Here is a 25,540-nt window from a genome sequence, read left to right as displayed (position 1 = left end):
CCTCCCGTCCGTACGCACCTCCAGGAGACAGCAGTGGCCCGCCGCCCCCTCCCCCGCATCCTGAGCACAGGCAGCGCCCAGATCGCCCGGAGCCGGGAGCTGGCCCGGACGGCGGCCGACAGCGCCACCGACGTCCTCCACCCGCTGATCACGATGACCCGTGGTCTGCGCCGGCTGGCCTCGGCCGGGCGGCGCAGGTGGGCCGACACCCCCAAGGACAAGCGCGGACCGCTGCTTTTCCTGGTGGCGTCGGTGGTCCTGGTCGTGGCGCTCGTTCCGTACGGTCCGCTGCTCGCCGTCATCAGCCTGATGACGGCGGCAGCCTGGCAGGGCCGGGACCGCAAGCCGCCGGAGCCGGACGGACCCGACGAGTCGCAGACACAGCGCCTCCAGTCGCTGTACGAAGCGCTCGTCCCGTACTTCTCGGCGGCCGAGGACCCGGCCCCGCTGTACACCCACGGCGGCGAGTGGGAGAAGGCGTTCCCCGCGTACGACTTCGACGCCACCGGCCGCATCACCCATCTACTGGTCCGCTACCCGGCGTACTTCACCGACGGCGAGGCCGAGTCCCGGGCCCGCATCGAGCAGTTGCTGCACGCCAAGTCGGGCCGCGGCCGCGAGTACCACTTCGCCTGGGACGAGGAGGGCAACGAGCTCACGGTCACCGTGCTCGCCCCGCTGCCCACCGACATCGCCGCCCAGCGTTTCGTCACCGCCCCGGGCGAGACGGTCCTCGGCTTCACCGACCCCACCCAGGTCCAGCGCACCCTGCCGCTCGGCCACGGCGACGGCCGGCGTGACGTCCCGCCGGTCGTCTGGCGCACCGGCATCCGCTCCACCGAGCCGCACCTGCTGGTCATGGGCCAGCCGGGCAGCGGCACCTCGACCCTGCTGCGTTCCATCGCACTCCAAGCCCTTCAGTACGGCGATGTCGTCATCGTCGAGGGCGGCGGCACCGGCGAGTACGCGTGCCTGACCGGCCGGGACGGGGTCCTCGCGGTCGAGTGCGGGCTGGCGGGGACGCTGGCGAGCCTGGAGTGGGTGGCGACCGAGACGGAGCGCCGTCTGATCGCGGCCAACCGCGCCCGGCAGGCCGGCCATCCGCCACCCGAGGACACCAAGCGCCCGCTGTGGATCCTCCTCGACCGCCCCAGCGCCTTCACCCACCTGGCGGCCGCGGACGGCCGCAAGGACCCGCAGTCCCTGCTCCAGGTCCCCCTGCGGCACGGGCGCGCGGCGAACGTCACGGTGGTGGTGGCCGACCAGTTCGACAGCGCGGAGGCACTGAGCGATCCGGTACGACAGCACACACGCGCGCGTGTCGTGCTGGGACCCGCGACGCCGGAGCAGTTGGAGACCTTCCTGGGGGCGCCGCCGCACACGACCCCGGTGACCGAGGTTCCGCCGGGCCGCGGGTACGCCCGTCTGGGGACGGGGCCGGTGCACCGCCTTCAGGTGCCGGCGACCCCCGACCCGTACGACGACGCGACGAGCGAGGCGGACCGGCAGGCCGTGCTGGCACTGCTGCCGGAGCGGACGACTCCGGCCGACGGCGAGACGGTCCCCACGGAGGCGGAGCCGGAAGCCGAGCCGGAAGCGGCCCCGTCGGAAACAGTGCCGGTCCTGACGAAAGCTGAGCCGGAAGCGGTGGCCGCGGAAGCACCGTGACCCTCGGCGGTGGCGGGCGCGTGGGGGCTGACACCGCGGTTCCCCACGCCGCTTCCACCCGCTCCGTTCACGCGACGAACGTGCGCGGCGCCTCCCCGCCCGCGGACCCCCCGCTCTCCACGACCCGCGCCGCCGCGGCCAGTCGCGCGGCGGCCTCCTCGGCCACCGCTCCCCCGACGGTGAACGGCAGCCGCACATACCCCTCGAAGGCGCCGTCGACCCCGAACCGCGGTCCCGACGGCACCCGCACCCCCACGCGCTCACCGACCTCCGCGAGGCGAGACCCGGACAGGCCCCCGGCCCGCACCCAGAGCGTCAGACCGCCCTGCGGCACCTCGAACTCCCAGGACGGCAGTTCCTTGCGCATCGCCGCCACCAGCGCATCCCGGTTCTCCCGGGCCTGAGTGCGCCGCAGTTCGACCGCCTGTTCCCAGCCCCCGGTGCTGAACAGCCAGTTCACGGCCAACTGCTCCAGGACCGGCGTCCCGAGGTCGGCGTAGGCGCGGGCGGCGACCAGGCTGCGGATCACGTCCGGTGCCCCCCGGACCCACCCGATCCGCATCCCCGCCCAGAACGCCTTGCTGGCGGAACCGACGGTGACCACGGTGGAGCCGGCCGGATCGAAGGCGCACACCGGCCGCGGCATCGAGACGTCCTCGTCGAGCCACAGCTCGGTCATCGTCTCGTCCGCCACCAGCACGGTCCCCGCGGACCGCGCCGCCTCCACCAACTGCCGCCGCTGGTCCTCACCGGCCAGCGCGCCGGTCGGATTGTGGAAGTCGGCGACGACATAGGCGATCCGCGGCGCCGCGTCCCGCAGCACCTGGCGCCAGCGGTCGATGTCCCAGCCGGTCAGACCCTCCGCCATCGCGACGGGCACCAGCCGGGCGCCCGCCTCCCGCATGAGCTGAAGGATGTTCGCGTAGGACGGGGACTCCACCGCGATGCGCTCGCCCCGGCCACCGAACAGATGGCAGATCGCGTCGATCGCGCCCATCGCGCCGGTCGTGACCATGATCTGCTCGGGCATGGTCGGGATGCCCCGCGCGGTGTACCGCTCGGCGATCATCGCGCGCAGGGCCGGAAGCCCCGCCGGATAGTCACCGTGCGTGTGGGCGTACGGCGGCAGCTCCTCCAGGGCACCCTGCACCGCACGTGTCAGCCACGGCTCGGGCGCGGGCAGGGCCGCGCAGCCCAGGTCGATCATCGAACCGAGGGCCTCGGGCGGGAGGGGTTCAAGACCGCGCGCGGGCAGCGGGTTCCCGGCCGGTACGGCCGTCCAGCTTCCGGCACCGCGCCGGGACTCCAGGAATCCCTCGGCCCGCAGCGCCTCGTAGGCCGCCGCGACGGTCGTACGGCTGACGGACAGGGAGAGGGCCAGCTCACGTTCCGCGGGGAGGCGGGCGGCCACCGGGACCCGGCCCTCCAGGACCAGCAGGCGGATGCCGTCGGCGAGCGCGCGGTAGGCCGGCGGGCGGCGGGTGCCGGGGCCGGCGGGGCGGTCCTGCTGGGAGTTGAGCAGCCGGGCGAGCTGCGCCGCACCCACCGCCGAGGTCCACTGCGCCACTGAAATCAGTCCACCTTCCCCGAATTGGCCATGGATGATGTGTCATCCCAAGCCACAGGGTGTCATGCGTCAGGCCACTACCACCACAGGGGGACCCACCTTGTCCACGCAGCGCCGTCTGGGACGACGGTTGACCCAGTTGTACGTCGGACTCGCGCTGTACGGGGCCAGCTCCGCCCTGCTCGTCGAGGCGGGCCTGGGCCTGGAACCCTGGGGCGTGCTGCACCAGGGGCTCGCCGAGCTGTCGGGCCTGTCGATCGGGGTCGTGTCGATCGTCGTGGGCGCGGTGGTGCTGCTCCTGTGGATCCCGTTGCGCCAGCGGCCGGGGCTCGGCACGGTCTCCAACGTCTTCGTGGTCGGCATCGCCATGGACGCCACCCTCTCCGCGGTCCCCGATGTGCACGGTCTCGCCGTACGCGTCCCGCTCCTGCTGGCCGGCATCGTGCTCAACGGTGTGGCCACCGGCCTCTACATCGCCGCCAGCTTCGGCCCGGGCCCCAGGGACGGTCTGATGACCGGACTGCACCGGCGGACCGGGCGCTCGATCCGGCTGATGCGGACCGCGATCGAAGTGGCCGTCGTGGCCACGGGGTTCGCGTTCGGAGGCACCGTCGGCGCCGGGACCGTCCTCTACGCGGTGTCCATCGGCCCGCTCGCCCAGGCCTTCCTGCGCGTGTTCGCCGTTCCCCGGGCATCCGACGGCAGCACGGTCGTTGCCGGCGGGCAACCGCGGGGAGCGATACTGCGTCCGTGACCCCGCCGATACGCCACCCCTACCTCGACCATCCCGGTCCCATCCCCTTCGCCCACCGGGGCGGGGCGGCGGACGGCCTGGAGAACACCGCGTTCCAGTTCCGGCGGGCGGTCGAGGCGGGCTACCGGTACCTGGAGACCGACGTCCACGCCACCGCGGACGGCAAGCTGGTCGCTTTCCACGACGCGACCCTGGACCGGGTGACCGACGGGGCGGGCCGGATAGCGGACCTGCCCTGGGCGGAGGTACGGCACGCGCGTGTGGCGGGCAGGGAACCGGTGCCGCTGTTCGAGGAGCTCCTGGAGACCTTCCCCGAGGCGCGCTGGAACGTCGACGTCAAGGACGAGCCCGGTCTGCGGCCGCTCCTGGACCTCGTCGAGCGCACCGGCGTCTGGGACCGCATCTGTGTCGGCTCCTTCTCCGAGGCGCGGGTGATGCGCGCCCAGCGGCTGGCCGGACCACGCCTGGCGACGTCGTACGGCACCCGGGGCGTCCTCAACCTGCGGCTGCGGTCATGGGGAGTCCCGGCGGCGCTGCGCCGCTCGGCCGTCGCCGCCCAGGTGCCCGAGGCCCAGTCGGGCATCCAGGTGGTCGACCACCGCTTCGTACGCGCCGCCCACGCGCGCGGGCTCCAGGTGCACGTGTGGACCGTCAACGAACCCGCTCGCATGCACCGGCTCCTGGACCTGGGAGTCGATGGCATCATGACCGATCACATCGACACACTGCGCAAGGTCATGGAGGACCGGGGCGTCTGGGTCTGACCCATGTCCGGCCCGCCCGTCCCCGGCCCGCGCACGGCACCTTCACGGGGAAGCGAGGGCACGGATGGGCACCGACACCGTGCGGGCGGACGCGGCGGACGAGGCCGCCGACCGGCGGCGTGAGCAACGCGGCTGGTACTTCTACGACTGGGCCTGCTCCGTCTACTCGACGAGCGTGCTCACCGTGTTCCTGGGCCCCTATCTGACGTCGATCGCGAAGCACGCGGCGGACGCCGACGGATATGTCCACCCCCTGGGCGTCCCGGTGCGGGCAGGCTCCTTCTTCGCGTACTCGGTGTCCCTGTCGGTGATCGTGGCCGTGCTGGTGATGCCCCTGGTGGGCGCCGCCGCCGACCGCAGCGGCCGTAAGAAGCCGCTCCTGGCGGCCGCCGCCTACACGGGGGCCGCCGCGACCACCGCCATGTTCTTCCTCGGCGGCGACCGCTATCTCCTCGGCGGTGTCCTGCTGGTCGTCGCGAACGCGGCGCAGTCCGTGGGCACGATGCTCTACAACTCCTACCTCCCTCAGATCGCCCCGCCCGAGGAGCGCGACGCCGTCTCCTCCAGGGGCTGGGCCTTCGGGTACGCGGCGGGCGCCCTGGTGCTGGTGGTGAACCTCGTTCTCTACATGGGCCACGACTCCTTCGGTCTCTCCGAGAGCGCCGCCGTCCGTGTCTGTCTGGCCTCGGCCGGGCTGTGGTGGGGCGCCTTCGCGCTGATCCCGCTCCGTCGGCTGCGCGACCGCCGCTCGTCCGCGCGGGAGGCCAAGGAGCCCACGGCACCCGGCATGCGGCAGCTCGCGGCCACCGTCCGCGACATGCGCCGCCACCCGCTCACGCTCGCCTTCCTGCTGGCGTACCTGATCTACAACGACGGGATCCAGACCGTGATCTCCCAGGCGTCGGTCTACGGCTCCGAGGAACTGGGTCTCGGGCAGTCGACGCTCATCGCGGCCGTGCTCCTGGTCCAGGTGCTCGCGGTGGCGGGAGCGCTGGCACTCGGCCGGCTCGCCCGGACCCACGGGGCCAAGCGCACGATCCTCGGCTCGCTGGTCGCCTGGGCGGTGATCCTGGCAGCCGGGTTCCTCCTGCCCGCCGGCGCGCCCGTGTGGTTCTTCGTCCTGGCTTCCGGCATCGGGCTCGTCCTCGGCGGCAGCCAGGCCCTGTCCCGCTCCCTGTTCTCGCATCTCGTCCCGCCCGGCAAGGAGGCCGAGTACTTCTCGGCGTACGAGATGAGCGACCGGGGCATGAGCTGGCTGGGCCCGCTGCTGTTCGGGCTCACCTACCAGCTGACCGGAAGTTATCGTGACGCGATCATCTCGCTGGTGGCGTTCTTCGTCATCGGATTCGCCCTGCTCGCACGGGTTCCGGTGCGGCGGGCGATCAGCGACGCGGGCAATCCCGTACCCGAAAGGATTTAGCGTTCAACACCAAAGCGCTGTAGTGTACGCGTTTGGCCTGCCAGGCGTACCGTTACTGCGCGTCAAAGATGCCGAAACGCTGGGTGACATCTGCTTGCAGATGTGACAAACCGGGCGCTGGTGGGTACAACAAGGGGCGGCTACGACGGCGACGCATTTGCCCGGGACGGGACCCGGAACGGGAATCTTTACCGCCGACCGGACGTTGACCGGATGACGACGACAGCGACACCTGTCCTGTGGGCGACAAGCCCGGGAGGCACGATTCATGAGTGAGCGAGCTCTTCGCGGCACGCGCCTCGTGGTGACCAGCTACGAGACGGACCGCGGCATCGACCTGGCCCCGCGCCAGGCCGTGGAGTACGCATGCGAGAAGGGGCACCGCTTCGAGATGCCCTTCTCGGTCGAGGCGGAGATCCCGCCGGAGTGGGAGTGCAAGGTCTGTGGGGCCCAGGCACTCCTCGTGGACGGCGACGGCCCTGAGGAAAAGAAGGCCAAGCCCGCGCGTACGCATTGGGACATGCTGATGGAGCGACGCACCCGAGAGGAACTCGAAGAGGTCCTCGAGGAGCGTCTGGCGGTTCTGCGTTCCGGCGCGATGAACATCGCTGTTCATCCCCGGGACAGCCGCAAGTCGGCCTGAGCGGGAACACAGCGCATACAAGTAACCGCGGGCGCGGTACGTGATCCACGTACCGCGCCCGCGGTTTGTGCTGTGCCGCGCGGGTCGGCTCAGCGGGTGAGCGGAGGGCGCGGTCCCTGCGGGGCGTCGCCGCCCGGCTCCTCCCGCACGATCACCTCGCCCTGGACCACCTTGCCGTCCGGGCGTTGCATACGGGCCCGCTGGAACGCGTCGCCCAGGGTGCCGGGGGCGGCGGCGCGGATCCTGCGGTCGAAGGTGCGCTCGGCGTAGCGGCCGACCGCCTTCTGGACCGGCGGGATCAGCAGGAGCAGGCCCACCACGTCGGAGAGCAGGCCGGGGATCATCAGGAGCAGGCCGCCCAGCATCATCAGGCCGTTGCCACCGCTGCCGGAGCTCGACGGGGCGCCGCCGCGCTGGAGCGCCTCGTTCAGGTTCTGGAAGGCGCGGCGGCCGGCCCGCTTGATGACCACCGAGCCGAGCACGAAGCCGGCGACCAGCAGCAGGAACACCGCGAATCCGCTCGCCGCGCCCGCGACCACGGTCAGCAGCCAGATCTCCAGCACCAGCCAGGCGGCGAGGCCCAGCGGCAGGAAGGTGCGCAGCCGGGAGCGGCGGGGCCGGGCGGGGTACGTGGGGGTCGGAGTGCCTGTCGTCATGCTTCCAGTGTGCCTGGGCGCGGCTCAGCACGGCGTAAGGGGACGATCAACCACGCCTGTGAGGCCGTAGGGCTAGGGCTGCGGGCGCTTTCCCCGCGCGGTGATCCTGCCGACCCGCTCCCCCACACCCCAGGTGGTGACCCGCCACAAGGCCTCCACGAGGATGTCGCGGCTCATCTTGGAGTCGCCGAGTTCGCGCTCGACGAAGGTGATCGGCACCTCGACGACGTGGTAGCCGGACTTGACCGCGCGGCGGGCGAGGTCGACCTGGAAGCAGTAGCCCTGGGAGGCGACGTCATCGAGGCCGAGGCCTTCGAGGGTCTCGCGGCGGAAGGCGCGGTAGCCGCCCGTGATGTCACGGAGGGGCAGGTCGAGGGCGACGCGCGAGTAGAGGCTGCCGCCGCGGGAGATGAACTCGCGGGACTTGGGCCAGTTCACGACCCGGCCGCCGGGCACCCAGCGGGAGCCGAGGACCAGGTCGGCGCTCTTGAGGGCGGTCAGCAGCCGGGGCAGTTCCTCGGGCTGGTGGGAGCCGTCGGCGTCCATCTCGACCAGGACGCCGTAACCGTGCTCCAGGCCCCAGTGGAAGCCCGCGAGATAGGCGGCGCCGAGGCCCTCCTTGCCCTTGCGGTGCAGGACCTGGACGTGGTCGTCCTCCACGGCCAGTTCGTCGGCGAGCTTGCCGGTGCCGTCGGGGCTGTTGTCGTCGGCCACGAGGACGTGCGCCTCCGGGACGGCCTTCCGCACCCGGCCGACGATGGCCTTGATGTTCTCCGCCTCGTTGTAGGTCGGAATGATCACCAACGTCGTGCCGAGCGGACCGAACCGCCTCTCCTGGCCCGTGTGGGTCCCGTCGCCGTCGTTCACCGCTGCCCCTTCGAGTCAATGCGCAGGCGTCCACCATAGTGCGCACGGCCTGCGATGACGTGACAAGGCGTTCGTATGCTGGTGTCGTTTCCTCAAGAGCGGGGTAAGAGTACATATTTCGGCCGACGGGGCGAATTTCCGCTCTTCTGCGGATGGGGGCCCGGCGCCCTTCGGGCCGACCTGGGGCCCGCTGGCTGCGGGTCGACCGAAAGCCGTTGTCTACTGAGCTCCCGGGCCCCACCCGGGTCACACCTCCCCGGCCGGACGGAACGTTCCCTCGCCGTGGCGCGAGCGCTGAGCCTGGCTCCCAGTGGCGGTGCTCCGGTGCGGCACACCGTCCCTGACCCAGCGGCGCTGCGGCGACTGGGCGGCGGTTCCCCGGTCGGGCGTCCGGTGGTGGACCCGGCCGAACCTACCGGCCCCCTGCCGTCGGCTGTCAACAGTCGTTCGACCTGCGCCTCTTCCGCCAACGCCCTGGTCAGGGCGGAGGATGCGCAGGTCGCGCGACAGCGGGGCGGCGGGCGATCACCGCCGCGCCACCCCCGTAGATCACTCGCCCGGCCGTACGAAGACGGTCCGTCCGCCGACCACGGTGCGCAGGCAGACGGGCAGGTCACGGCCGGGTGTCAGATCGGGCAGGCCGGGGGTGCCGGAGCGGGGGTCGGTGGACCAGCGGGCGACCCGGTCGTCGGGGGCCTGCACGACCAGTTCGCCGGTGCGCCAGACCGCGTAGTCGGCGGGGGCGCCGGGCACCAGGACGCCCGCGTCGTCCCGGCCGATCGCCCGCCAGCCGCCGCGGGTGTGCGCGGTGAAGGCGGCGCGCACGGAGACGCGGTGCTCGGGGGTGCGGTGGAAGGCGGCCGCGCGGACCGTGCCCCACGGGTCGAGGGGGGTCACGGGGCTGTCGGAGCCGAAGGCTAGCGGGACCCCGGCCCGCAGGAGGGCCGCGAAGGGGTTCAGACGGCTCGCCCGCTCCCGACCCAGACGACGGGCGTACATGCCGTCCTCGCCGCCCCACAGGGCGTCGAAGGCGGGCTGGACGGACGCGGTCAGACCGAGCTCGGCGAAGGCGGCGAGAGCCTCGGGGGTGAGCATCTCCACGTGCTCGACGCGGTGCCGGGCGGCCCGGACACGGGCGAGGCCGAGCTTGTCCGCCACGGCGCGGACGCCTTCGACCACCGCGGTCACCGCCGCGTCGCCGATCGCGTGGAAGCCCGCCTGGAGGCCCGCCTCGGTGCAGGCCATGACGTGCGCGGCCACGGCGGCGGCGTCCAGGTAGGCGAGCCCGGTGTGGTCGGCGTCGGCGTACGGCTCGTGCAGGCACGCGGTGTGGGAGCCGAGGGCGCCGTCGACGAAGAGGTCTCCGGCGGCGCCGAGCGCGCCGAGCTCACGCGCCTTGGCAACGCCTTCGTCGGCCCGCTCGGCCCAGTACCCGACCACCCTCGGGCCGTGCTCCTCGCTCGCGAGCCGCAGCAACCCCGTGAAATCCTCCTCGGAGGAGATCTCGGGACCTGCGCATTCGTGAACGCTGCCGATGCCCAGGGAGGCGGCGTGCGCGAGGGCGGCGCGCTGGGCCTCGACGCGCTGGGCGGGCGTGACGGAGCCGAGTGCCGTGGCGCGGACGGCGTGGTGGGCGTCGGCGGTGAGGGGGCCGTCCACGGGACCCAGGGACGCCATGTCGAGGAGCGCCGTCGTCACGACCGCCGAGTGGACGTCGATACGGCTGAGGTAGAGCGGTCGACCGCCGGTCGCCTCGTCGAGTTCCGCACGAGTGGGCGGGCGGCCGCCGGGCCAGCGGGAGGCGTCCCAGCCGTGGCCGAGCAGCACCCGGTCGTTCGGGCGGGCGGCCGCGAAGTCCCGTACGAGGCGCAGGGCCGCGTCCAGGGAGGTGGCGTCGGAGAGGTCGAGACCGGTGAGGGCGAGGCCGGTGGCGGTCGTGTGCACATGTGCGTCCGTGAACGCGGGGGTGACCAGAGCTCCGTCCAGGTCCACGACCTCGTCGACACCGTCCGCGAAGGCGTCGGCGGCGCCCTCCGAGCCGACCCAGGCGACTTGGCCCCGCTCCACGACCATCGCCGTGGCGAACGGGTCGGCGGGGCTGTGTACCTCGCCTCGACGGAGGAGGACGGTCTTCGGTTCACTCATGGGGACAGTTTCGCAGGGGGCCTCACGCCGCAGGGGTGCGGGTCGATCGCCGGGGCCGGTGCGTTGCGGCTGGTCGCGCGGCTCCCCGCGCCCTTGAGGAGCCCCGTGAGATCAGATGCGCGGCGGCCTGGCCTCGTACGGAGTGGACAGCACGACCGTCGTGCGGGTCGAGACCCCCGCCAGCGACCTCACGCGAGCCAGCAGCTCCTCCAGTTCGTGCGGCGTCGCCACCCGGACCTTCAGGATGTAGTTCTCGTCGCCCGCCACGCTGTGGCACGCCTCGATCTCGGGAACGCCGGCCAGGCGGTCCGCGATGTCGTCGGGGGCGCTGGGGTCGAACGGTTTCACCGAGATGAAGGCGGTCATGGGCAGGCCCACCGCCTCGGGGTCGACCACCGCGGCGTACCCGCGGATGACACCACGCTGCTCCAGCCGTCGCACCCGCTGGTGCACGGCCGAGGTGGACAGGCCCGTGGCCTTGCCCAGGTCCGTGTAACTCATCCGCCCGTCCTTGACGAGCAGCTGCACGATTTGTCGGTCCAGCTCCTCCATGGCGCAAGAACCTACAGTGCGCCTGATCTCCTCGGATACCTGAGCGGCCCAGGTCATGCCCGGTTCGTGATGTGACCGGGGGGCACCTGTGCGCCTCCTGGGGGAGAAAACGACCGCCACGGGCATCTGCGAGGGGCATGTGACGAAGGCCACACCCCTGTGAAGGCCTCCGTGATGTTCTCGTGATTACCGCCATGACGGGACGGGAAGTGCTTGCTGTGGTCGAGGCCGCAGCGCCTTCACGGCCCAGCCCGAGGGGGAGAACCCAATGCAGAGTCTTCAGCGTCCTGGTCGTACCGCGCCCAAGCGCCTGGCGGTTGTCGAGTCCGAGCCGGAGGGCGTCGAACCGGACGCTCTCGACGACGAGTTCGACACCTACGACACCTTCGAGATGTACCGGGTGATCTGCCCGGACTGCGCCCAGCCCATCGCCCTGCTGGCGGACGAGGAGGTGCTGCCGGAGCACGCGCTGTGCGCCTCGCCGTGGAATCCGTTCGGCCTCACCGTCTGCGCCGGTACGGGCCGCAAGGCCTCCGAGGCCCGGTCGGCGGACGAGTCGGCCGAGCCCCAGGAGCAGGACACCGCCCTGCTGTTGACGCTCCCTCAGGGACTCGACTGGCGGACCCAGCCGTTCTCGCACGTCGGTGGCCCCGGGTCGCGCCCCATGCGCGTACCGGTGATGCGCCGTCAGGCCGCCTGAGCGGTCTCGCTCGATCCCAGTAGCTGCCCTGCACCATGGCTCGCAGGCTGCCGTGGTGCAGATCAGTACGTCCGGGTCCCGCGAGGCGGAGCCCAAGACGAGATGCGGCGGCTGGACGAACGGCGGTGCCCCGCAGGACCGTTGAGGGCGAGCTGCCCGAAGTCGTGGACGGTGAACCACTGTTGCAGCGGACCGAGGCAGCCTCAGGCGCTGGTGCAGCGGATGTGTCCGCCAACCACCCAGTCTGCGTAGGTGAGTTGGGGCGTGACGTGACGGCACAGCGCGTCTACCGCACCGGGCACCTCCAGGAACTCCGCTCCAACCCAGAGACGTTCCGCTGGACGGCCGTGAACTCACGCTCGATTGCGGGCACCGTGACCCGGCCGCCGGCTTCCGCGTTGTCCCGGTATGACCCGTACGTATGCACCGGTCGCAGAATCGGTTCCGCCGAACCCGTCACCCTTCCGTCCGGCGCCGCCGCCACCCCAGGACCCGCCCATCTACCGGGACCTGATGCGCACCTGGGCGAGCGGCGGGCGCACTCTGCCGGGGCGCCACGACCCGGAGTGGGTGCGGCTCGCGGCGCCGCAGGTCAGGCCCGGTCAGTTCAGCGCGTCTCCGGACCCGCTAGGTGACGGGCGATGACCATGCGCTGGATCTGATTGGTGCCCTCGACGATCTGCAGGACCTTGGCCTCGCGCATGTACCGCTCGGCCGGGAAGTCCGCGGTGTAGCCGTAGCCGCCGAGGACCTGGACGGCGTCGGTGGTGACCTTCATCGCGGTGTCGGTGCAGTGCAGCTTGGCCATGGCCGCCTGTTTGGCGAAGGGCCGTCCGGCGTCGCGCAGCCGCGCCGCCGCGAGGTACAGCGCCCGGCCCGCCTCGATCTGGGTCGCCATGTCGGCGAGCATGAAGCGCAGCCCCTGGAAGTCGGCGATCGGCCGCCCGAACTGCTGTCGCCCGGTCGCGTAGTCGACCGCCTCGTCGAGGGCCGCCTGGGCCACTCCGATCGCGCAGGCCGCGATACCGAGCCGTCCGGAGTCGAGCGCGGACAGGGCGATGGCGAATCCCTGTCCCTCCTCGCCGATGCGCCGCCCGTCCGGGACGCGCACCCCGTCGAAGTGGACCTGGGCGGTGGGCGAGCCCTTCATGCCCATCTTCTTCTCCGGCGCAGCGGCGCTCACGCCGTCCGCGTCGGCCGGCACCAGGAACGCGGTGATCCCGCGCGGTCCCTCCTCACCGGTGCGCGCCATGACGGTGTAGAAGTCGGCGACCCCGCCGTGGGTGATCCACGCCTTGGTGCCGGTGATCACCCACTCGTCGCCGTCCCGGATCGCTCTGGTGCGCAACGAGGCGGCGTCCGAACCGGACGAGGGCTCGGAGAGGCAGTAGGCGCCGAGCAGTCCCCCGCCGAGCATCGCGGGCAGGTGCTCGACCCGCTGTTCCTTGGTGCCGTAGGTGGCGAGGGCGTACGAGGCGAGGGTGTGCACGCTTACGCCGAGGCCGACGGTGAGGCGGGCGGCGGCCAGCTCCTCGAGGACCTGGAGGTAGACCTCGTACGGCTGGTCGGCGCCGCCGTGTTCGGAGTCGTAGGGCAGACCGAGCAGTCCGGTCCGGGAGAGCAGGGTGAAGACCTCGCGCGGGAAGTGCCCTGCGTCCTCCTCCTCGGCCGCCTTGGGGGCGATCTCACGCTGCGCGATGTCGCGGACGAGCGAGATCAGGTCCCGGGCCTCCTCCGTGGGCAGTTGCCGGTCCACCGGCTGCGGGGCGCGGTCGGGCATGGCGACGCTCTCCTCCCTGTAGGGCGCTGGCGGGCGCACGCCGTGGGGTGGGGCGGCTCCGCAGGTCTCACTGGGCGCCGGTCGCTGCTCGCGGCTCCCGGGTCACGGAAGCTGCTGACCAGCGGCTGCGCCCTGTGAGTATGCCCGAAAGGAGACACCCGGTCACTGGTTAACGACCGCTTACTTCAAGATATCCCAGGGCACCGACAACCGTCCTCGAATCGGCCCGAGATTGGTCCGAACCATTGACGAGGTGGTCTAGTCCTCCTACTGTTCCGGCAGCGCTTCATCGCGTTCATGCCAATCGGCTGGCGTTTCCCTCTCCCCCACGAGGAGACACCGATGCACTTTCCCCACCGCGCCCGCTTCCGGGCGCTTATCTCCGCCGCGTGCTGCGCGGTCCTCGGCGCGGGCCTGCTGGCGGGCGCGAGCAGCGCGACCGCGACACCCGAGGCCCCACGCGTGAAGGCAGCTGGCTCCAAGGTCGTCGGCTACTTCACCGAATGGGGCACCTACGACCGCAAGTACTACGTCAAGAACATCGAGACCTCGGGCTCGGCGGCGAAGCTGACCCACATTAACTACGCCTTCGGCAACGTCACCGGCGGCAAGTGCGCGATGGGCGACGCCTACGCGGCGACCGACCGGACCTACACGGCGGCCGAGTCCGTGGACGGCGTGGCGGACACCTGGGACCAGCCGCTGCGGGGCAACTTCAACCAGCTGCGCGAGCTGAAGAAGAAGCATCCGGGCCTGAAGGTCATCTGGTCGTTCGGCGGCTGGACCTGGTCGAGCGGCTTCGGCGAGGCCGCCCGCAACCCCGCCGCGTTCGCCCAGTCCTGCTACGACCTGGTCGAGAACTCCAAGTGGGCCGACGTCTTCGACGGCATCGACATCGACTGGGAGTACCCGAACGCCTGCGGCAACACCTGTGACACCAGCGGCCGGGAAGCCTTCAAGAACCTGATGGCGGCGCTGCGTTCGAAGTTCGGGAGCGGTTCGCTGGTCACCGCCGCGATCACCGCGGACGCCACGGCCGGCGGCAAGATCGACGCGGCGAACTACGCGGGCGCGGCCCAGTACGTCGACTGGTACAACCCGATGACGTACGACTACTTCGGCGCCTGGGACGCGGCGGGGCCGACGGCTCCGCACTCGCCGCTGAACTCCTACTCCGGTATTCCCAGGGCGGGTTACTACACCTCGGCCACCATCGCCAAGCTCAAGGGCCTCGGCATCCCTGCCTCGAAGCTGCTGCTCGGCATCGGCTTCTACGGCCGCGGCTGGACCGGCGTGACCCAGTCGGCGCCCGGCGGCACCGCGACAGGTCCGGCGGCGGGCACGTACGAGCAGGGCATCGACGACTACAAGGTGCTCAAGTCCAAGTGCCCGGCGACGGGGACCGTGGGCGGCACGGCGTACGCCAAGTGCGGGAACAACTGGTGGAGTTACGACACCCCGGCGACCATCGCCACGAAGATGACGTACAAGAACCAGCAGGGCCTGGGTGGCACCTTCTTCTGGGAGCTGAGCGGGGACACCTCGGGCGGCGAGCTGATCAAGGCGATCAACTGACCCAAGGAGAGCAGCGGTTGGGGCGGGGAACCACGAGTCTCCGCCCCGACCGCCCCGACCGGTCCGCCCGTCAGCCGTCGCGGCGGGCCGGTTCCGGGGCCGGGTAGGCGGGGTCCAGCTCCTCGATGGCGCGCATCGAGGCGCCGAGCGTCTTCACCAGCAGGTCGCGCATGGTGTCGCGGGAGAGCTGGGGTGGGCGGTCGATCCAGTCGAGGGTGGCGCCCTCGACGCTGCACACCCAGGCGAGCAGGCCCATGCGGGCCAGCGGGGAGATGTCGGTACGGCCGTACGCCCCCTCCGCGATGGTCGCGACGATCGCCTCCCGCACCCCGTCCCGGATGGCGTGCACCTCGGCGTCGAAACCGACACCGCCGCTGACGACGGTGCGGTAGGCCGCCTGGTTGTGTTCGGCGTAGCGCAGATAGCTGTCCAGGGTGCGCTGGACGCGGTCCACCTGCCCCATCTCCAGACCGCTCGCCGCGTAGGTGACCAGGTCGGCGACGGAGTCCTGGATGATCGCGAGGTAGTAGCCCCGCTTGGACTGGAAGTAGTAGTAGATCAGCCCCTTGGCGACATGCGCCTGCTTGGCGATGTCGTCCATGGAGAGCGCGTCGTAGGACGTGTCCGCGAACAACTTCCGCCCGATGGCGATGAGTTCGGCGCGGCGCGCAACCGAGCGCTCGGTGCCGCGAGCCCGCGGCCGGGCGGCTTCACGCTGATCGCTGATATTCACGTTTGGACCCTGATCTCGGGCTGGCGGCGGGACATCCGCAGTATGTCAGGTCACCTATGGGTCAGGTCACAGGAGACCGAGCTGCGTGACGAGCATCGCGATCACCGCGACGAGGGTCCAGCCCGCGACATGTTCGAGGATCTTCGGACCGTGGTCCTCGGGGCCGCCGGTACGGGCGCGGGCGGCGGTGGCAGAGTGTGCGGTCATGGCGTCTCGCTGATCTCGATGTACTGGTCGGACTCCCCCGCCGATCCGTCCACCTTGCCACTTCTGGTGGCTTTTGCGGCCGAGACCTTGCTCACAGCGCGGGGCCCCCGAACGGATGCCGGGGGCCGCGCGAGGACGGTTCAGCGCACGCCCACCGCCGCGAGCGCCTTGCGCTGGCGCGGGGTCGGACAGGCGGGGAAGTACAGGTAGCAGACGCCTCCGGTGCCGGAGACGACCTTGCCACTGGCGTTGTAGCGCTTGGTGCGCAGCCAGATGTTCTCCCACTCGCGCCGCTTGTAGACGCGCCGCACCGCCTCGTCGCTCGGCGAGGCCGGGTCGTTGGCGATCACATCGCCCTCGGCGGTGAAGCCGATCACCGTCATGAGGTGCCCGGAGGTGCCGTAACCGGCGCCCGTGAGCTCCTCCTTGAGGAACGACTGGGACGTTATGGCCGGGATGCCGGCCGCGATCAGGGTCTCCAGGTCGGTGAGCGAGCCGAGCCGGGTCACCACGCCCTGGAGGTCCTTGAAGGTGGCCGCGTAGGCCGCGTTGAACGGCCAGTTGCCGCAGCCCGCGTACTGGTAGTCGTAGGTGTACCGGGCCGCGTGGCAGACCTGCGGGTCGGCGTACGACGGGTCGACCCAGGCCAGTTGCTCCTTGGTGAGCCGGCCACCCCAGTACTCGATGATCATCTGCGAGGAGGTGGGGCTGCACCAGGCCTCGCCGCCGTTGTCGTACTCCGGGTACTGGCCGACGTGGATCTCCTGCGAGTAGCGCGGGACGATCAGCTCCTTGGCGAGACCGGGCGCGGAGGCCGGGACGGTGAAGCGGTCCGGGACGTCCGAGCCCATCGCGCCGAGCCGCCAGACGGTCGGCGTGTTCTTCGCGCCGGGCTTGCGGTACAGGGTCAGCCGCAGTCGGTACGAGGCCAGGCGCAGCCCGGTCGAGGGGTCGTCGATCGCGAAGGTGTCCGTCCAGACCGTGCTCTTGTCGTCGGTCTGGTCGTCGACCGAGGTCCGCTTGATGTCCCCGTCACCGGCGGCCCAGCGGCCCATGACGTACCAGGGGGTGGCCGTGCCGTCGGAGTACGTCCCCTGAAGTTCGATCTGGATCCAGGTGCCGGCCGGGGTGTGCGCGTTCCAGGAGGCGATCACCTCCGTCGAGGGCACCGTGAGCGCGTGGACCGGGGAGGTCCAGGTCGCGTACTCCCAGGTGGCGGTGGTCCCGGTGTGCGGGTCGGTGTACTCGGTGGTGCCCGCGGGGGCGCCGATCACGACGCCGGGGCGGTTGCCGGCGACGGCACGGGTGCCGTGGGCGGTGCCGGCGCGCCAGTCGCTGTAGGTGATCCAGGCGTGGTTGTCGACGGGGCGGCCGGCGGTCTCGTCGGGTTCCGCGACGGCCATGTTGCCGGCGGCTGCGGACCCCGTGCTGCCTGCCACCGCGGCGGCGACCGCGACGGCCAGAACGGTTCTGCGGGACGGCTGTTCGGCTCTGCTCATGAGCGGGAGGACCCCCAGGTGTCCGATTCGGGTCGGGCCAATGCACGGTTGTGCGCCAACTATGGAGGAGGCGGCATGCTCCTGCCAGCACTTCCGCCCATGCCACGCCCATGAATATTGGTCTCGTCCACTGGCATGACCTGGGAGGCCGCGGTTCCGGCGGCGGGCACGGGCCCCTCACTAGACTGGACGGGCCCGACCGCCCGTCCGTATGAGCGCCTCCAGGAACCGTCATCCATTTCCTCGCCTCCCGGCTCCGCCGGCTCCCCCCGTCCTGCGGCCCGGTCCGTCTGATCGGTGTCGACGGGCACGCCGGTTCCGGAAAGTCCACGTTCTGCGGGCAGTTGGCCGACGCCCTCGGTGGCGCGCCGGTGCTGCACCTCGACGACATCGCCAGCCACGACGAACTGTTCGACTGGACCGGGCGGCTGCTGAGCGAGGTGATCACCCCGCTCGGCCGCGGCGAGAGCGCGCACTACGCCGTCTACGACTGGCACGCCCGGCGCTTCGGGCCGTCCCGCGCCCTGCCGCCCGCACCGGTGATCCTCCTGGAGGGGGTGGGCGCCGGCCGGCGCGCGCTGCGGCCGCACCTGGCGCGGCTGCTGTGGATGGAACTGCCCCGCGAGGAGTCCTGGGCGCGCGGCCGCTCCCGGGACGGGTCGGAACTGGGCGAGTTCTGGGACCGATGGGTCGTGGCGGAACAGCGGCATTTCGCCGAAGACCCTTCCCGGCCCTTCGCCGACCTCCTGGTACGGCAGTGTCAGAAGGGATACGAGATCGCCAAAGGGCCCGCCGGGACCATTGGACCGGACCACGGTGTCACGCACGGTGACGGCCCAGCGGCGATGTGTTGAACCTGTGAAGACCCACCGGTAGGAACTTGCCTCAGTCGCCCAACTCCGCTTGACCGAGGGGCCGTACAGGTCTTACGTTCTGAATGTGCGGCCGTTCGAAGCCGCCCGCAGTCGCGAAGCCCCCGGTTGTTCCCCCGTGATCGGGGGCTTCGTTCTGCCCTCACACGGATTTCCGGACGCTGTGAGGCGCGATTCGCTCACCCTCGGTCACCACCCGCGGTGCGCCTCATCTGCTCCCACCTCGCCAAACGGCCCGTGCGGCACCCTACGGCGGGCGACACCTCCGCAGGTACGATGCCCTCGGTGCGACCTACGGACGACTGCTCTGCGCACCGTTGCAACTCCGGTCCGCGGCACAGCGGTTGGACGAAGGCGGCCACCGGGCGTGGGCCCGGTCGGTGAAACCACGGGGGCACGGTTTGTGGGGGACGTGATGGATTTCGGCACGCAGGGCCCCGAGGCCCCGGCCGACCTCGCCTGGCTGCGAGGTGTGGACGCCTACACGATGGGCGCCTATCCGCAGGCCGAGGAGGAGTTCCGGGCCGCGGTGCACATCGACCCCGGGATGGCCGACGGCTGGCTCGGACTGCACGCGCTGCGCGTCGACACGACGACCGCGCTGCTCAGGATGTTCCGGCACCGCGAGCGCTTCGGCGAACAGCGCGCCCGCCACCGACGCACCCTCAACTCCTGGTACTGGCTGGGCTGGTGGGTACAACCGGTCCTGGAGAGCCCGCGCGACCTGCTGCTCGCGCACGCCTCGCACTGGCTGGACGGACGCCACGTCCCCGAGCTGGACCGGGCCCTCGCGGGACTGCCCCCGGTGGACACCGACCACCAGGTCCGCTTCCTGCACGCCTGCCGCGCCTATCTGGTCAAGGACTGGGAACAGCTGGTCCGGCACACCGACCCGCTGATCGACGACCCGATGCTCGGCATCGAGGCCGGCCTGTTCGGCGGTATGGCCCGGGTCCGCCTGGAGATGTACGGACAGGCCGAGCCCCTGCTCTCGGCGGCCCTGATGCGCTGCCGCAGCGAACAGCCCCAGCGCAAGGAGCTGCGGTACTGGCTGGCCCGGGCGCACGAGGGCACGGGCAGGTCCGCCGCCGCGCTCCCCCTCTACCGGGCCGTGCACCGCGTCGACCCCGCCTTCATGGACACCTCGGCCCGGCTCGCGGCGATCGCCGAGGGCGACGGGTACGACGATCCGGCCGACCTCGCGGCGATCACGCTCACCGGGTTCGGCCAGGACGTGCTGGAGGGCCCCGACGGGATCGACCCGCTCTTCGGCGTCGAGGGGCGGGAGCTGAAGCTCTCCGACCCGGAGCCGCCGCCCACCGGTCCGCTGCCCTCGATGACCGCCCCGGCCGGACGCGAGAGGTCGGGCGCTCCCGCGGGACCGCTGCCCGCGGGGCCCACCGATCCCGTCCTACTGGAGGAGGCGCTCACCGAACTGGAGCGCATGGTGGGACTGGAGCCGGTGAAACGCCAGGTCAAGGCGCTCTCCGCCCAGTTGAACATGGCCCGCCTGCGCGCCGGCCAGGGTCTGCCCGTCCAGCCGCCCAAACGTCACTTCGTCTTCTCCGGCCCCTCCGGCACCGGCAAGACCACGGTCGCCCGCATCCTGGGCCGCGTCTTCTACGCCCTCGGACTGCTCGGCGGCGACCATCTCGTCGAGGCCCAGCGGGCCGACCTGGTCGGGGAGTACCTCGGCCAGACGGCGGTCAAGGCGAACGAACTGATCGACTCGGCGCTGGGCGGGGTCCTGTTCGTCGACGAGGCCTACTCGCTCTCCAACTCCGGTTACGGCAAGGGAGACGCGTACGGCGACGAGGCGCTCCAGGTCCTGCTGAAGCGCGCCGAGGACAACCGGGACCACCTGGTCGTGATCCTGGCCGGATACCCGGAGGGCATGGACCGCCTGCTGGCCGCGAACCCCGGTCTGTCGTCCCGCTTCACGACCCGCGTGGACTTCCCGTCCTACCGGCCCCTCGAACTCACCTCCATCGGCGAGGTGTTGGCGGCGGAGAACGGGGACGTCTGGGACGAGGAGGCCCTGGACGAGCTGCGCTCCATCGCCGGGCACGTGGTGGACCAGGGGTGGATCGACGAACTGGGCAACGGGCGGTTCCTGCGCACGCTCTACGAGAAGAGCTGCGCGTACCGGGATCTTCGGTTGTCCGTGTATCCGGGGACGCTGACGCGGGACGACCTGTCGACACTGCGGCTGCCGGATCTGATGCAGGCGTACGGAGAGGTTCTGTCGGGGCGGGGGCCGCAGGATCCGTCGGCGATGTAGTCGGTCGGCTGCGGGCCGGTGGGGCTTCTCGCGCAGTTCCCCGCGCCCCTGAAAAGCAGTGGGCGCGGGGAGCCGCGACCCCTACGACGCCAGCGCCTCCTCGCTGCTCCGGGGCTCGGTGACCCGAACCTCCGGCAGCTCCCGGTGTGCCGGGTCCCGTACCTCACCGACCAGCAGCTCCAGTACGTCCTCCAACGCGACCAGGCCCAGCACCTTCCCGGACCCGTCCGCCACCTGGGCGAGGTGAGTCGCCGCCCTGCGCATCACGGTGAGGGCGTCGTCCAGCGGCAGATCGGACCGCAGCTTCGTCATCGGGCGCCAGATCTGCTGGGGCACCGCCCGCTGCGAGTCCTCCAGATCCAGTACGTCCTTCACGTGCAGGTACCCCATGAAGGCGCCGTTCTCCGCGGCGACCGGGAAGCGTGAGTACCCGGTACGGCCGGTGAGCTCGATGATCTGGCCCGGGGTCACCGAGGGGCGCACCGTCACCAGGGACTCACGCTTCAGCAGGACGTCCGTCACGGGGCGCGAGCCCAGTTCCAGCGCGTCCTCCAGGCGTTCCTGCTCCTCGGGGTCCAGCAGACCCGCCTGGCCGGAGTCCTCCACCAGCCGGTTCAGCTGTTCGCTGGTGAAGACCGCCTCGACCTCGTCCTTGGGCTCGACGTGGAAGAGCCGCAGGATGGCCCGGGCGCAGGCGCCGAGGGCGATGGTGATCGGCCGGCAGAAGCGGGCGAAGTACACCAGGCCGGGGCTGAGCCACAGCGCGACCTTCTCCGGGGCCGCCATCGCGAGGTTCTTCGGGACCATCTCGCCGATGACGAGGTGGAAGAAGACCACCGCGGCCAGGGCGATGACGTAGCCGAGCGGATGGATCATGCCGTGCGGCAGGTGGACCCACTCGAAGACCGGTTCCAGCAGGTGCGCGACCGTCGGCTCGGCGACCGCGCCGAGCGTCAGTGAGCACACCGTGATGCCGAACTGGGCCGCCGCCATCATCTGGGGCAGCCGCTCCAGGCCGTACAGGACCTGGCGGGCCCGCGCGGTGCCGAGCGGTTCGATCTGGCTGCGGCGCACGGAGACCAGCGCGAACTCGGCGCCGACGAAGAAGCCGTTGGCGAGCACGAGCAGCGCGGCGAAGAGGAGTTGGAGCACGCTCATCGGGCGGCCTCCATGACGTTGACCGCGGGGACCGTGCGGACCAGGCGGACCCGCTCGGCGCGGTAGTGCCCGACCTGGCGGACGGTGAGCCGCCAGCCGGGCAGCTCGGCCCGGTCGCCGACGGCGGGGATACGGCCGAGCAGGTCGGCGACCAGCCCGGCGACGGTCTCGTACGGCCCCTCGGGCACGTCGAGGCCTATGCGCTGGAGGATGTCGACCCGGCAGCTGCCGTCGGCGTCCCAGGCGAGGCGGCCGTCCTCGGGCGGGGCGGCGGCGAGTTCGGGGACGTCCTGTCCGTCGTGCTCGTCGCGGACCTCGCCGACGATCTCCTCGACGATGTCCTCCAGAGTGACCACGCCGGCCGTGCCGCCGTACTCGTCGACGACGACGGCGATGGGCTGCTCGCTGCGCAGTTGGGCCAGGAGGGGCTGGACCGGGAGGGTCTCGGGCACCAGCAGCGCCGGGCGGGCGATCCGCCCGACGGGGGTGCGCAGGCGGTCCTGCACCGGGACCGCCAGGGCGTCCTTGAGGTGGACCATGCCGACGATCTCGTCGATCTTCTCCCGGTAGACCGGGAAGCGGGACAGGCCGGTGGCGCGGGTGAGGTTGACGACGTCCTCGGCGGTGGCCGAGGCCTGGAGCGAGCTGACCTTCACGCGCGGGGTCATGACGTGCTGCGCGGTGAGCTCGCCGAGCGACAGGGTGCGCACGAAGAGGTCCGCGGTGTCCTGTTCCAGGGTGCCGGCCTGCGCGGAGTGGCGGGCCAGGGAGACCAGTTCGCCCGGGGTGCGGGCGGAGGCCAGTTCGTCGGCGGGCTCGATGCCGAGCGCGCGGACGAGGCGGTTGGCGACCGCGTTCAGGGCGGCGATCACCGGCCGGAACAGACGGGCGAAGGCGTGCTGCGGGCCCGCGACGAAGCGGGCGACCTGCATCGGCTTGGACACCGCCCAGTTCTTGGGCACGAGCTCGCCGATCACCATCTGCACGGCCGAGGCCAGCAGCATGCCGACGACGACGGCGACACCGGAGACCGCGCCCTCGGGGACGCCGACGGCCGTGAACGGGCCGTGCAGCAGTTCCGCCAGGGCCGGTTCGGCGAGCATGCCGACGACCAGGGAGGTGATGGTGATGCCGAGCTGGGTGCCGGAGAGCTGGAACGACAGCTCCTTGAGCGACTCGGCGACCCTGCGGGCACGTCGGTCGCCTTCCGCGGCGGCCTTCTCGGCGTCGGTGGCCTCGACGGTGACGAGGCCGAACTCGGCCGCCACGAAGAAGCCGTTCGCGAGAATCAGCAGGAACGCCGCTCCCAGGAGGAGCAGGGGGATGGTCATGCCGCCGCCTCGATATGTCGGGAGGGGGCGGCGCAGGTACTACAGGACGATCCGTCCATCGCTGGAGGGAGTCACTCCTCGGGTAGCAGGAACAACGAGAGGCGGAGGCGCAAGGAAAACGCCTCCGCCAACAGATTAATCAAGACAAGGCCGACTGCGGCAGGGTGGAAGCCCCTGAGTCAGCCCTGATCTTCGTCGGAGCGGGCTGTGGAGCGGGCCTCGGCGAGCGCCCGCAGGGCCTTCGCGTCGGCAATGGCCTGCTGTTTCGCGATGCCCGGCTGGATGCCGAGGGCGGGCAGGCTGGTGCCGTCGCTGAGGTTGAGGAACACCCACGGGTCGCCCGGGCGGAGGTTCACCTGGATGATCTCGGCCCATTCCAGATGCCGCCGGCCGGCGATGTTCTGGACGGTGACACCGGACTCGTCGGCGACGACCTTGACCCGCGCCAGCAGGAACAGCACCCCGGCGAGCAGGGCCGCCGTGAAGATGAAGCTCAGGCGCTCGCCCGGGCCGAGCTGCTCCAGCAGGAGCGCGATCACCGTGATCGTCACGAAGATCGCGACACCCGCGGTGATCAGCACGGCACGGGTGCGGCCCGGCCGGAAGGTGACGGGGAGGGTGGGTGGTTCGGAGGACATCTGCGGCACTTCCCTCAGAGGCGGCAGGCGTGGATGGCCGTCGTCAGGATGGCCCGCGCGCCGATGTCGTACAGGTCGTCCATGATCCGCTGCGCCTCCTTGGCGGGGACCATCGCGCGGACGGCGACCCAGCCCTCGTTGTGCAGCGGGGAGACGGTCGGGGACTCCAGCCCGGGGGTGAGCGCGACGGCCTTCTCGAGCTGCTCGACCCGGCAGTCGTAGTCCATCATCACGTACGTCCGGGCCACCAGGACGCCCTGGAGGCGGCGCAGGAACTGCTGGACCTTCGGCTCCGTGGCCTCGTCGCCGTCGGCGCCGGTGCGGCGGATGACGATCGCCTCGGACTTCATGATGGGCTCGCCGAAGACCTCCAGGCCCGCGTTGCGCAGGCTGGTGCCGGTCTCGACGACGTCCGCGATGACCTCGGCGACGCCGAGCTCGATGGCGGTCTCGACGGCACCGTCGAGGTGGACGACGGCGGCGTCGACGCCGTTGTCGGCGAGGTGTCCGGCGACGATCCCCTCGTAGGAGGTGGCGACCGTCTTGCCCTTCAGGTCCTCGACGCCGTTCGCGGTGCCCGGCTTGGCGGCGAAGCGGAAGGTGGAGCGGGCGAAGCCGAGCGGGAGGATCTCCTCGGCGTCGGCACCGGAGTCGATCAGCAGGTCACGGCCGGTGATGCCGATGTCGAGCCGACCGGAGGAGACGTAGATCGCGATGTCCCGGGGGCGGAGGTAGAAGAACTCCACGTCGTTGACCGGGTCGACGATCCGCAGTTCCTTGGACTCGCGGCGCTGCTGGTAGCCGGCCTCATGCAGCATGTCCGCCGCAGGGCCTGACAGGGAACCCTTGTTGGGGACGGCGATGCGCAGCATGAGGTCGGCTTCCTTTGCTCTCAGGGGTGGTTTTCGGCGACTGGCTTACAGGTGGGCGTAGACGTCGTCGAGGGAGATCCCGCGCGCGACCATCATCACCTGGACGTGGTAGAGCAGCTGCGAGATCTCCTCGGCGGCCGCCTCCTTGCCCTCGTACTCGGCGGCCATCCAGACCTCGGCGGCCTCTTCGACGACCTTCTTGCCGATGGCATGGACACCCTTGCCGACCAGCTCCGCGGTGCGGGAGGTGGCGGGATCGCCGTTGGCGGCCTTGTGCTGGAGCTCGGTGAAGAGCTCCTCGAACGTCTTATTGGACATGGTGTCGCTCAGCCTATGCCAAATGACACCTTCGTCAGTGCCACGGTTCAGATACTGAGCGGAGGGTGGCCGCCGTGGCCACCGCGGCGGTCACCGCCTCGTGCCCCTTGTCCTCGTTGGAGCCTTCGAGGCCGGCCCGGTCGAGGGCCTGCTCCTCGGTGTCGCAGGTGAGGACGCCCATGCCGACGGGGACGCCGGTCTCGACCGAGACCTGGGTGAGGCCCTGGGTGACGCCCTGGCACACGTACTCGAAGTGCGGGGTGCCGCCGCGGATGACGACACCGAGGGCGACGATCGCGTCGTAGCCGCGGCCCGCGAGGACCTTGGCGACGACCGGGAGTTCCCAGCTGCCGGGGACCCGCAGGAGGGTCGGCTCGTCGATGCCCAGGTCGTGCAGGGCGCGCAGGGCGCCGTCGACCAGTCCGTCCATCACCTTCTCGTGCCACTGCGCCGCGATGACGGCGACCCTGAGGTCACCCACGTTGCGTACGGACAGCTCCGGTGCACCCTTGCCGCTCACGTTCTCAGACTCTCCTCGAA

The 25,540-nt window shown here is 71.2% G+C and carries 25 protein-coding genes; 10 read left to right on the top strand and 15 right to left on the bottom strand.

Annotation, left to right across the window (positions count from 1 at the left end):
- The first annotated feature begins 33 nt into the window (after positions 1-33).
- A complete protein-coding gene (locus ABZ098_RS41285; protein WP_356599539.1) occupies positions 34-1,668 on the top strand; it encodes a hypothetical protein in 1,635 nt (544 codons plus the stop codon).
- Between the two features lie 67 nt (positions 1,669-1,735).
- Here ABZ098_RS41285 and ABZ098_RS41280 read toward each other — a convergent pair whose 3' ends face one another.
- The gene (locus ABZ098_RS41280) at positions 1,736-3,235 is read right to left on the bottom strand and encodes a PLP-dependent aminotransferase family protein (RefSeq protein WP_356599537.1); all 1,500 of its coding nucleotides are present in this window, start codon (positions 3,233-3,235) and stop codon (positions 1,736-1,738) included.
- A gap of 64 nt (positions 3,236-3,299) precedes the next feature.
- Between ABZ098_RS41280 and ABZ098_RS41275 the strand changes: the two genes are divergently transcribed.
- From ABZ098_RS41275 to ABZ098_RS41260, 4 genes are all read left to right on the top strand, one after another.
- The gene (locus ABZ098_RS41275; protein WP_356599535.1) at positions 3,300-3,989 is read left to right on the top strand and encodes a hypothetical protein; all 690 of its coding nucleotides are present in this window, start codon (positions 3,300-3,302) and stop codon (positions 3,987-3,989) included.
- Positions 3,986-4,753 carry a glycerophosphodiester phosphodiesterase gene (locus tag ABZ098_RS41270; protein WP_356599533.1) on the top strand — a complete coding sequence of 256 codons (768 nt, stop codon included), beginning with the start codon at positions 3,986-3,988 and terminating at the stop codon, positions 4,751-4,753. Before ABZ098_RS41275 ends, ABZ098_RS41270 begins: the two co-directional genes overlap by 4 nt.
- Positions 4,754-4,817: 64 nt before the next feature.
- Positions 4,818-6,173: an MFS transporter gene (locus ABZ098_RS41265; RefSeq protein ID WP_356599531.1), complete on the top strand. Its 1,356-nt coding sequence runs from the start codon at positions 4,818-4,820 to the stop codon at positions 6,171-6,173.
- A 268-nt stretch (positions 6,174-6,441) separates the two neighbouring features.
- Positions 6,442-6,816, top strand: coding sequence for an RNA polymerase-binding protein RbpA (locus ABZ098_RS41260; protein WP_003977404.1), 375 nt, complete (start codon positions 6,442-6,444; stop codon positions 6,814-6,816).
- A gap of 89 nt (positions 6,817-6,905) precedes the next feature.
- On the opposite strand, the gene fxsA is transcribed toward ABZ098_RS41260, so the two are convergent.
- From fxsA to ABZ098_RS41240, 4 genes are all read right to left on the bottom strand, one after another.
- On the bottom strand, positions 6,906-7,472 hold the full coding sequence (gene fxsA / locus ABZ098_RS41255) for an FxsA family membrane protein (protein WP_356599529.1): 567 nt from the start codon (positions 7,470-7,472) through the stop codon (positions 6,906-6,908).
- A gap of 72 nt (positions 7,473-7,544) precedes the next feature.
- Positions 7,545-8,339, bottom strand: coding sequence for a polyprenol monophosphomannose synthase (locus ABZ098_RS41250; RefSeq protein ID WP_356599527.1), 795 nt, complete (start codon positions 8,337-8,339; stop codon positions 7,545-7,547).
- Between the two features lie 549 nt (positions 8,340-8,888).
- The gene (locus ABZ098_RS41245; protein ID WP_356599525.1) at positions 8,889-10,484 is read right to left on the bottom strand and encodes an amidohydrolase; all 1,596 of its coding nucleotides are present in this window, start codon (positions 10,482-10,484) and stop codon (positions 8,889-8,891) included.
- A 111-nt stretch (positions 10,485-10,595) separates the two neighbouring features.
- Entirely contained in the window at positions 10,596-11,036 is a 441-nt protein-coding gene (locus ABZ098_RS41240; RefSeq protein ID WP_006136660.1) for an Lrp/AsnC family transcriptional regulator, read from the bottom strand.
- Between the two features lie 268 nt (positions 11,037-11,304).
- Here ABZ098_RS41240 and ABZ098_RS41235 point away from each other — a divergent pair, with 268 nt between their 5' ends.
- Positions 11,305-11,736, top strand: a complete 432-nt coding sequence (locus ABZ098_RS41235) for a hypothetical protein (RefSeq protein ID WP_356599523.1) — start codon at positions 11,305-11,307, stop codon at positions 11,734-11,736.
- Positions 11,737-12,144: 408 nt separating this feature from the next.
- Positions 12,145-12,381 (top strand): hypothetical protein, encoded by a 237-nt coding sequence (locus tag ABZ098_RS41230; RefSeq protein ID WP_356599521.1) that lies wholly within the window; start codon positions 12,145-12,147, stop codon positions 12,379-12,381.
- On the opposite strand, the gene ABZ098_RS41225 is transcribed toward ABZ098_RS41230, so the two are convergent.
- On the bottom strand, positions 12,344-13,516 hold the full coding sequence (locus ABZ098_RS41225) for an acyl-CoA dehydrogenase (RefSeq protein WP_356599519.1): 1,173 nt from the start codon (positions 13,514-13,516) through the stop codon (positions 12,344-12,346). The two genes, ABZ098_RS41230 and ABZ098_RS41225, sit on opposite strands and share 38 nt — an antisense overlap.
- A gap of 342 nt (positions 13,517-13,858) precedes the next feature.
- Here ABZ098_RS41225 and ABZ098_RS41220 point away from each other — a divergent pair, with 342 nt between their 5' ends.
- Positions 13,859-15,091, top strand: a complete 1,233-nt coding sequence (locus ABZ098_RS41220) for a glycoside hydrolase family 18 protein (RefSeq protein WP_356599517.1) — start codon at positions 13,859-13,861, stop codon at positions 15,089-15,091.
- A 70-nt stretch (positions 15,092-15,161) separates the two neighbouring features.
- On the opposite strand, the gene ABZ098_RS41215 is transcribed toward ABZ098_RS41220, so the two are convergent.
- From ABZ098_RS41215 to ABZ098_RS41205, 3 genes are all read right to left on the bottom strand, one after another.
- On the bottom strand, positions 15,162-15,824 hold the full coding sequence (locus tag ABZ098_RS41215; protein ID WP_356599515.1) for a TetR/AcrR family transcriptional regulator: 663 nt from the start codon (positions 15,822-15,824) through the stop codon (positions 15,162-15,164).
- 66 nt (positions 15,825-15,890) lie between these two features.
- Positions 15,891-16,031, bottom strand: a complete 141-nt coding sequence (locus ABZ098_RS41210; RefSeq protein ID WP_107092806.1) for an SCO1431 family membrane protein — start codon at positions 16,029-16,031, stop codon at positions 15,891-15,893.
- A 140-nt stretch (positions 16,032-16,171) separates the two neighbouring features.
- Positions 16,172-17,530 (bottom strand): peptidase C39 family protein, encoded by a 1,359-nt coding sequence (locus ABZ098_RS41205; protein ID WP_356599513.1) that lies wholly within the window; start codon positions 17,528-17,530, stop codon positions 16,172-16,174.
- A 233-nt stretch (positions 17,531-17,763) separates the two neighbouring features.
- Between ABZ098_RS41205 and ABZ098_RS41200 the strand changes: the two genes are divergently transcribed.
- Together ABZ098_RS41200 and ABZ098_RS41195 are read left to right on the top strand one after the other, a co-directional pair.
- Positions 17,764-18,384: a hypothetical protein gene (locus tag ABZ098_RS41200; RefSeq protein ID WP_356599601.1), complete on the top strand. Its 621-nt coding sequence runs from the start codon at positions 17,764-17,766 to the stop codon at positions 18,382-18,384.
- Between the two features lie 433 nt (positions 18,385-18,817).
- Complete coding sequence (locus tag ABZ098_RS41195; protein WP_356599511.1) at positions 18,818-20,683, top strand: AAA family ATPase; 1,866 nt, start codon at positions 18,818-18,820, stop codon at positions 20,681-20,683.
- A gap of 81 nt (positions 20,684-20,764) precedes the next feature.
- On the opposite strand, the gene ABZ098_RS41190 is transcribed toward ABZ098_RS41195, so the two are convergent.
- From ABZ098_RS41190 to ribH, 6 genes are all read right to left on the bottom strand, one after another.
- Positions 20,765-21,841, bottom strand: coding sequence for a hemolysin family protein (locus ABZ098_RS41190; protein WP_356599509.1), 1,077 nt, complete (start codon positions 21,839-21,841; stop codon positions 20,765-20,767).
- The gene (locus ABZ098_RS41185; protein WP_356599507.1) at positions 21,838-23,172 is read right to left on the bottom strand and encodes a hemolysin family protein; all 1,335 of its coding nucleotides are present in this window, start codon (positions 23,170-23,172) and stop codon (positions 21,838-21,840) included. The genes ABZ098_RS41190 and ABZ098_RS41185 overlap by 4 nt, the downstream gene beginning before the upstream one ends.
- Positions 23,173-23,351: 179 nt before the next feature.
- Positions 23,352-23,810 (bottom strand): PH domain-containing protein, encoded by a 459-nt coding sequence (locus ABZ098_RS41180; protein ID WP_356599505.1) that lies wholly within the window; start codon positions 23,808-23,810, stop codon positions 23,352-23,354.
- A 14-nt stretch (positions 23,811-23,824) separates the two neighbouring features.
- A complete protein-coding gene (gene hisG, locus ABZ098_RS41175) occupies positions 23,825-24,682 on the bottom strand; it encodes an ATP phosphoribosyltransferase (protein ID WP_356599503.1) in 858 nt (285 codons plus the stop codon).
- 45 nt (positions 24,683-24,727) lie between these two features.
- Positions 24,728-25,000 (bottom strand): phosphoribosyl-ATP diphosphatase, encoded by a 273-nt coding sequence (locus ABZ098_RS41170; protein WP_020117406.1) that lies wholly within the window; start codon positions 24,998-25,000, stop codon positions 24,728-24,730.
- A gap of 34 nt (positions 25,001-25,034) precedes the next feature.
- On the bottom strand, positions 25,035-25,520 hold the full coding sequence (gene ribH / locus ABZ098_RS41165) for a 6,7-dimethyl-8-ribityllumazine synthase (protein ID WP_007380641.1): 486 nt from the start codon (positions 25,518-25,520) through the stop codon (positions 25,035-25,037).
- Positions 25,521-25,540: the final 20 nt, after the last annotated feature.

The sequence above is a fragment of the Streptomyces sp. NPDC006335 genome, from assembly GCF_040612795.1.
Classification (GTDB): domain Bacteria; phylum Actinomycetota; class Actinomycetes; order Streptomycetales; family Streptomycetaceae; genus Streptomyces.
Note: the sequence above shows the minus strand (reverse complement) of the source record. Positions and strands in the feature narration are given on the sequence as shown.

Excerpts from the sequence above, each read along its gene's own strand:
- ABZ098_RS41275 (WP_356599535.1), top strand. The coding sequence starts at position 3,300 with ATGCGTCAGGCCACTACCACCACAGGGGGACCCACCTTGTCCACGCAG.
- ABZ098_RS41265 (WP_356599531.1), top strand. The coding sequence starts at position 4,818 with ATGGGCACCGACACCGTGCGGGCGGACGCGGCGGACGAGGCCGCCGAC.
- ABZ098_RS41260 (WP_003977404.1), top strand. The coding sequence starts at position 6,442 with ATGAGTGAGCGAGCTCTTCGCGGCACGCGCCTCGTGGTGACCAGCTAC.
- fxsA (WP_356599529.1), bottom strand. The coding sequence starts at position 7,472 with ATGACGACAGGCACTCCGACCCCCACGTACCCCGCCCGGCCCCGCCGC.
- ABZ098_RS41245 (WP_356599525.1), bottom strand. The coding sequence starts at position 10,484 with ATGAGTGAACCGAAGACCGTCCTCCTCCGTCGAGGCGAGGTACACAGC.
- ABZ098_RS41240 (WP_006136660.1), bottom strand. The coding sequence starts at position 11,036 with ATGGAGGAGCTGGACCGACAAATCGTGCAGCTGCTCGTCAAGGACGGG.
- ABZ098_RS41235 (WP_356599523.1), top strand. The coding sequence starts at position 11,305 with ATGCAGAGTCTTCAGCGTCCTGGTCGTACCGCGCCCAAGCGCCTGGCG.
- ABZ098_RS41230 (WP_356599521.1), top strand. The coding sequence starts at position 12,145 with ATGACCCGTACGTATGCACCGGTCGCAGAATCGGTTCCGCCGAACCCG.
- ABZ098_RS41225 (WP_356599519.1), bottom strand. The coding sequence starts at position 13,516 with ATGCCCGACCGCGCCCCGCAGCCGGTGGACCGGCAACTGCCCACGGAG.
- ABZ098_RS41220 (WP_356599517.1), top strand. The coding sequence starts at position 13,859 with ATGCACTTTCCCCACCGCGCCCGCTTCCGGGCGCTTATCTCCGCCGCG.
- ABZ098_RS41210 (WP_107092806.1), bottom strand. The coding sequence starts at position 16,031 with ATGACCGCACACTCTGCCACCGCCGCCCGCGCCCGTACCGGCGGCCCC.
- ABZ098_RS41205 (WP_356599513.1), bottom strand. The coding sequence starts at position 17,530 with ATGAGCAGAGCCGAACAGCCGTCCCGCAGAACCGTTCTGGCCGTCGCG.
- ABZ098_RS41195 (WP_356599511.1), top strand. The coding sequence starts at position 18,818 with ATGGATTTCGGCACGCAGGGCCCCGAGGCCCCGGCCGACCTCGCCTGG.
- ABZ098_RS41190 (WP_356599509.1), bottom strand. The coding sequence starts at position 21,841 with ATGAGCGTGCTCCAACTCCTCTTCGCCGCGCTGCTCGTGCTCGCCAAC.
- ABZ098_RS41185 (WP_356599507.1), bottom strand. The coding sequence starts at position 23,172 with ATGACCATCCCCCTGCTCCTCCTGGGAGCGGCGTTCCTGCTGATTCTC.
- ABZ098_RS41180 (WP_356599505.1), bottom strand. The coding sequence starts at position 23,810 with ATGTCCTCCGAACCACCCACCCTCCCCGTCACCTTCCGGCCGGGCCGC.
- hisG (WP_356599503.1), bottom strand. The coding sequence starts at position 24,682 with ATGCTGCGCATCGCCGTCCCCAACAAGGGTTCCCTGTCAGGCCCTGCG.
- ABZ098_RS41170 (WP_020117406.1), bottom strand. The coding sequence starts at position 25,000 with ATGTCCAATAAGACGTTCGAGGAGCTCTTCACCGAGCTCCAGCACAAG.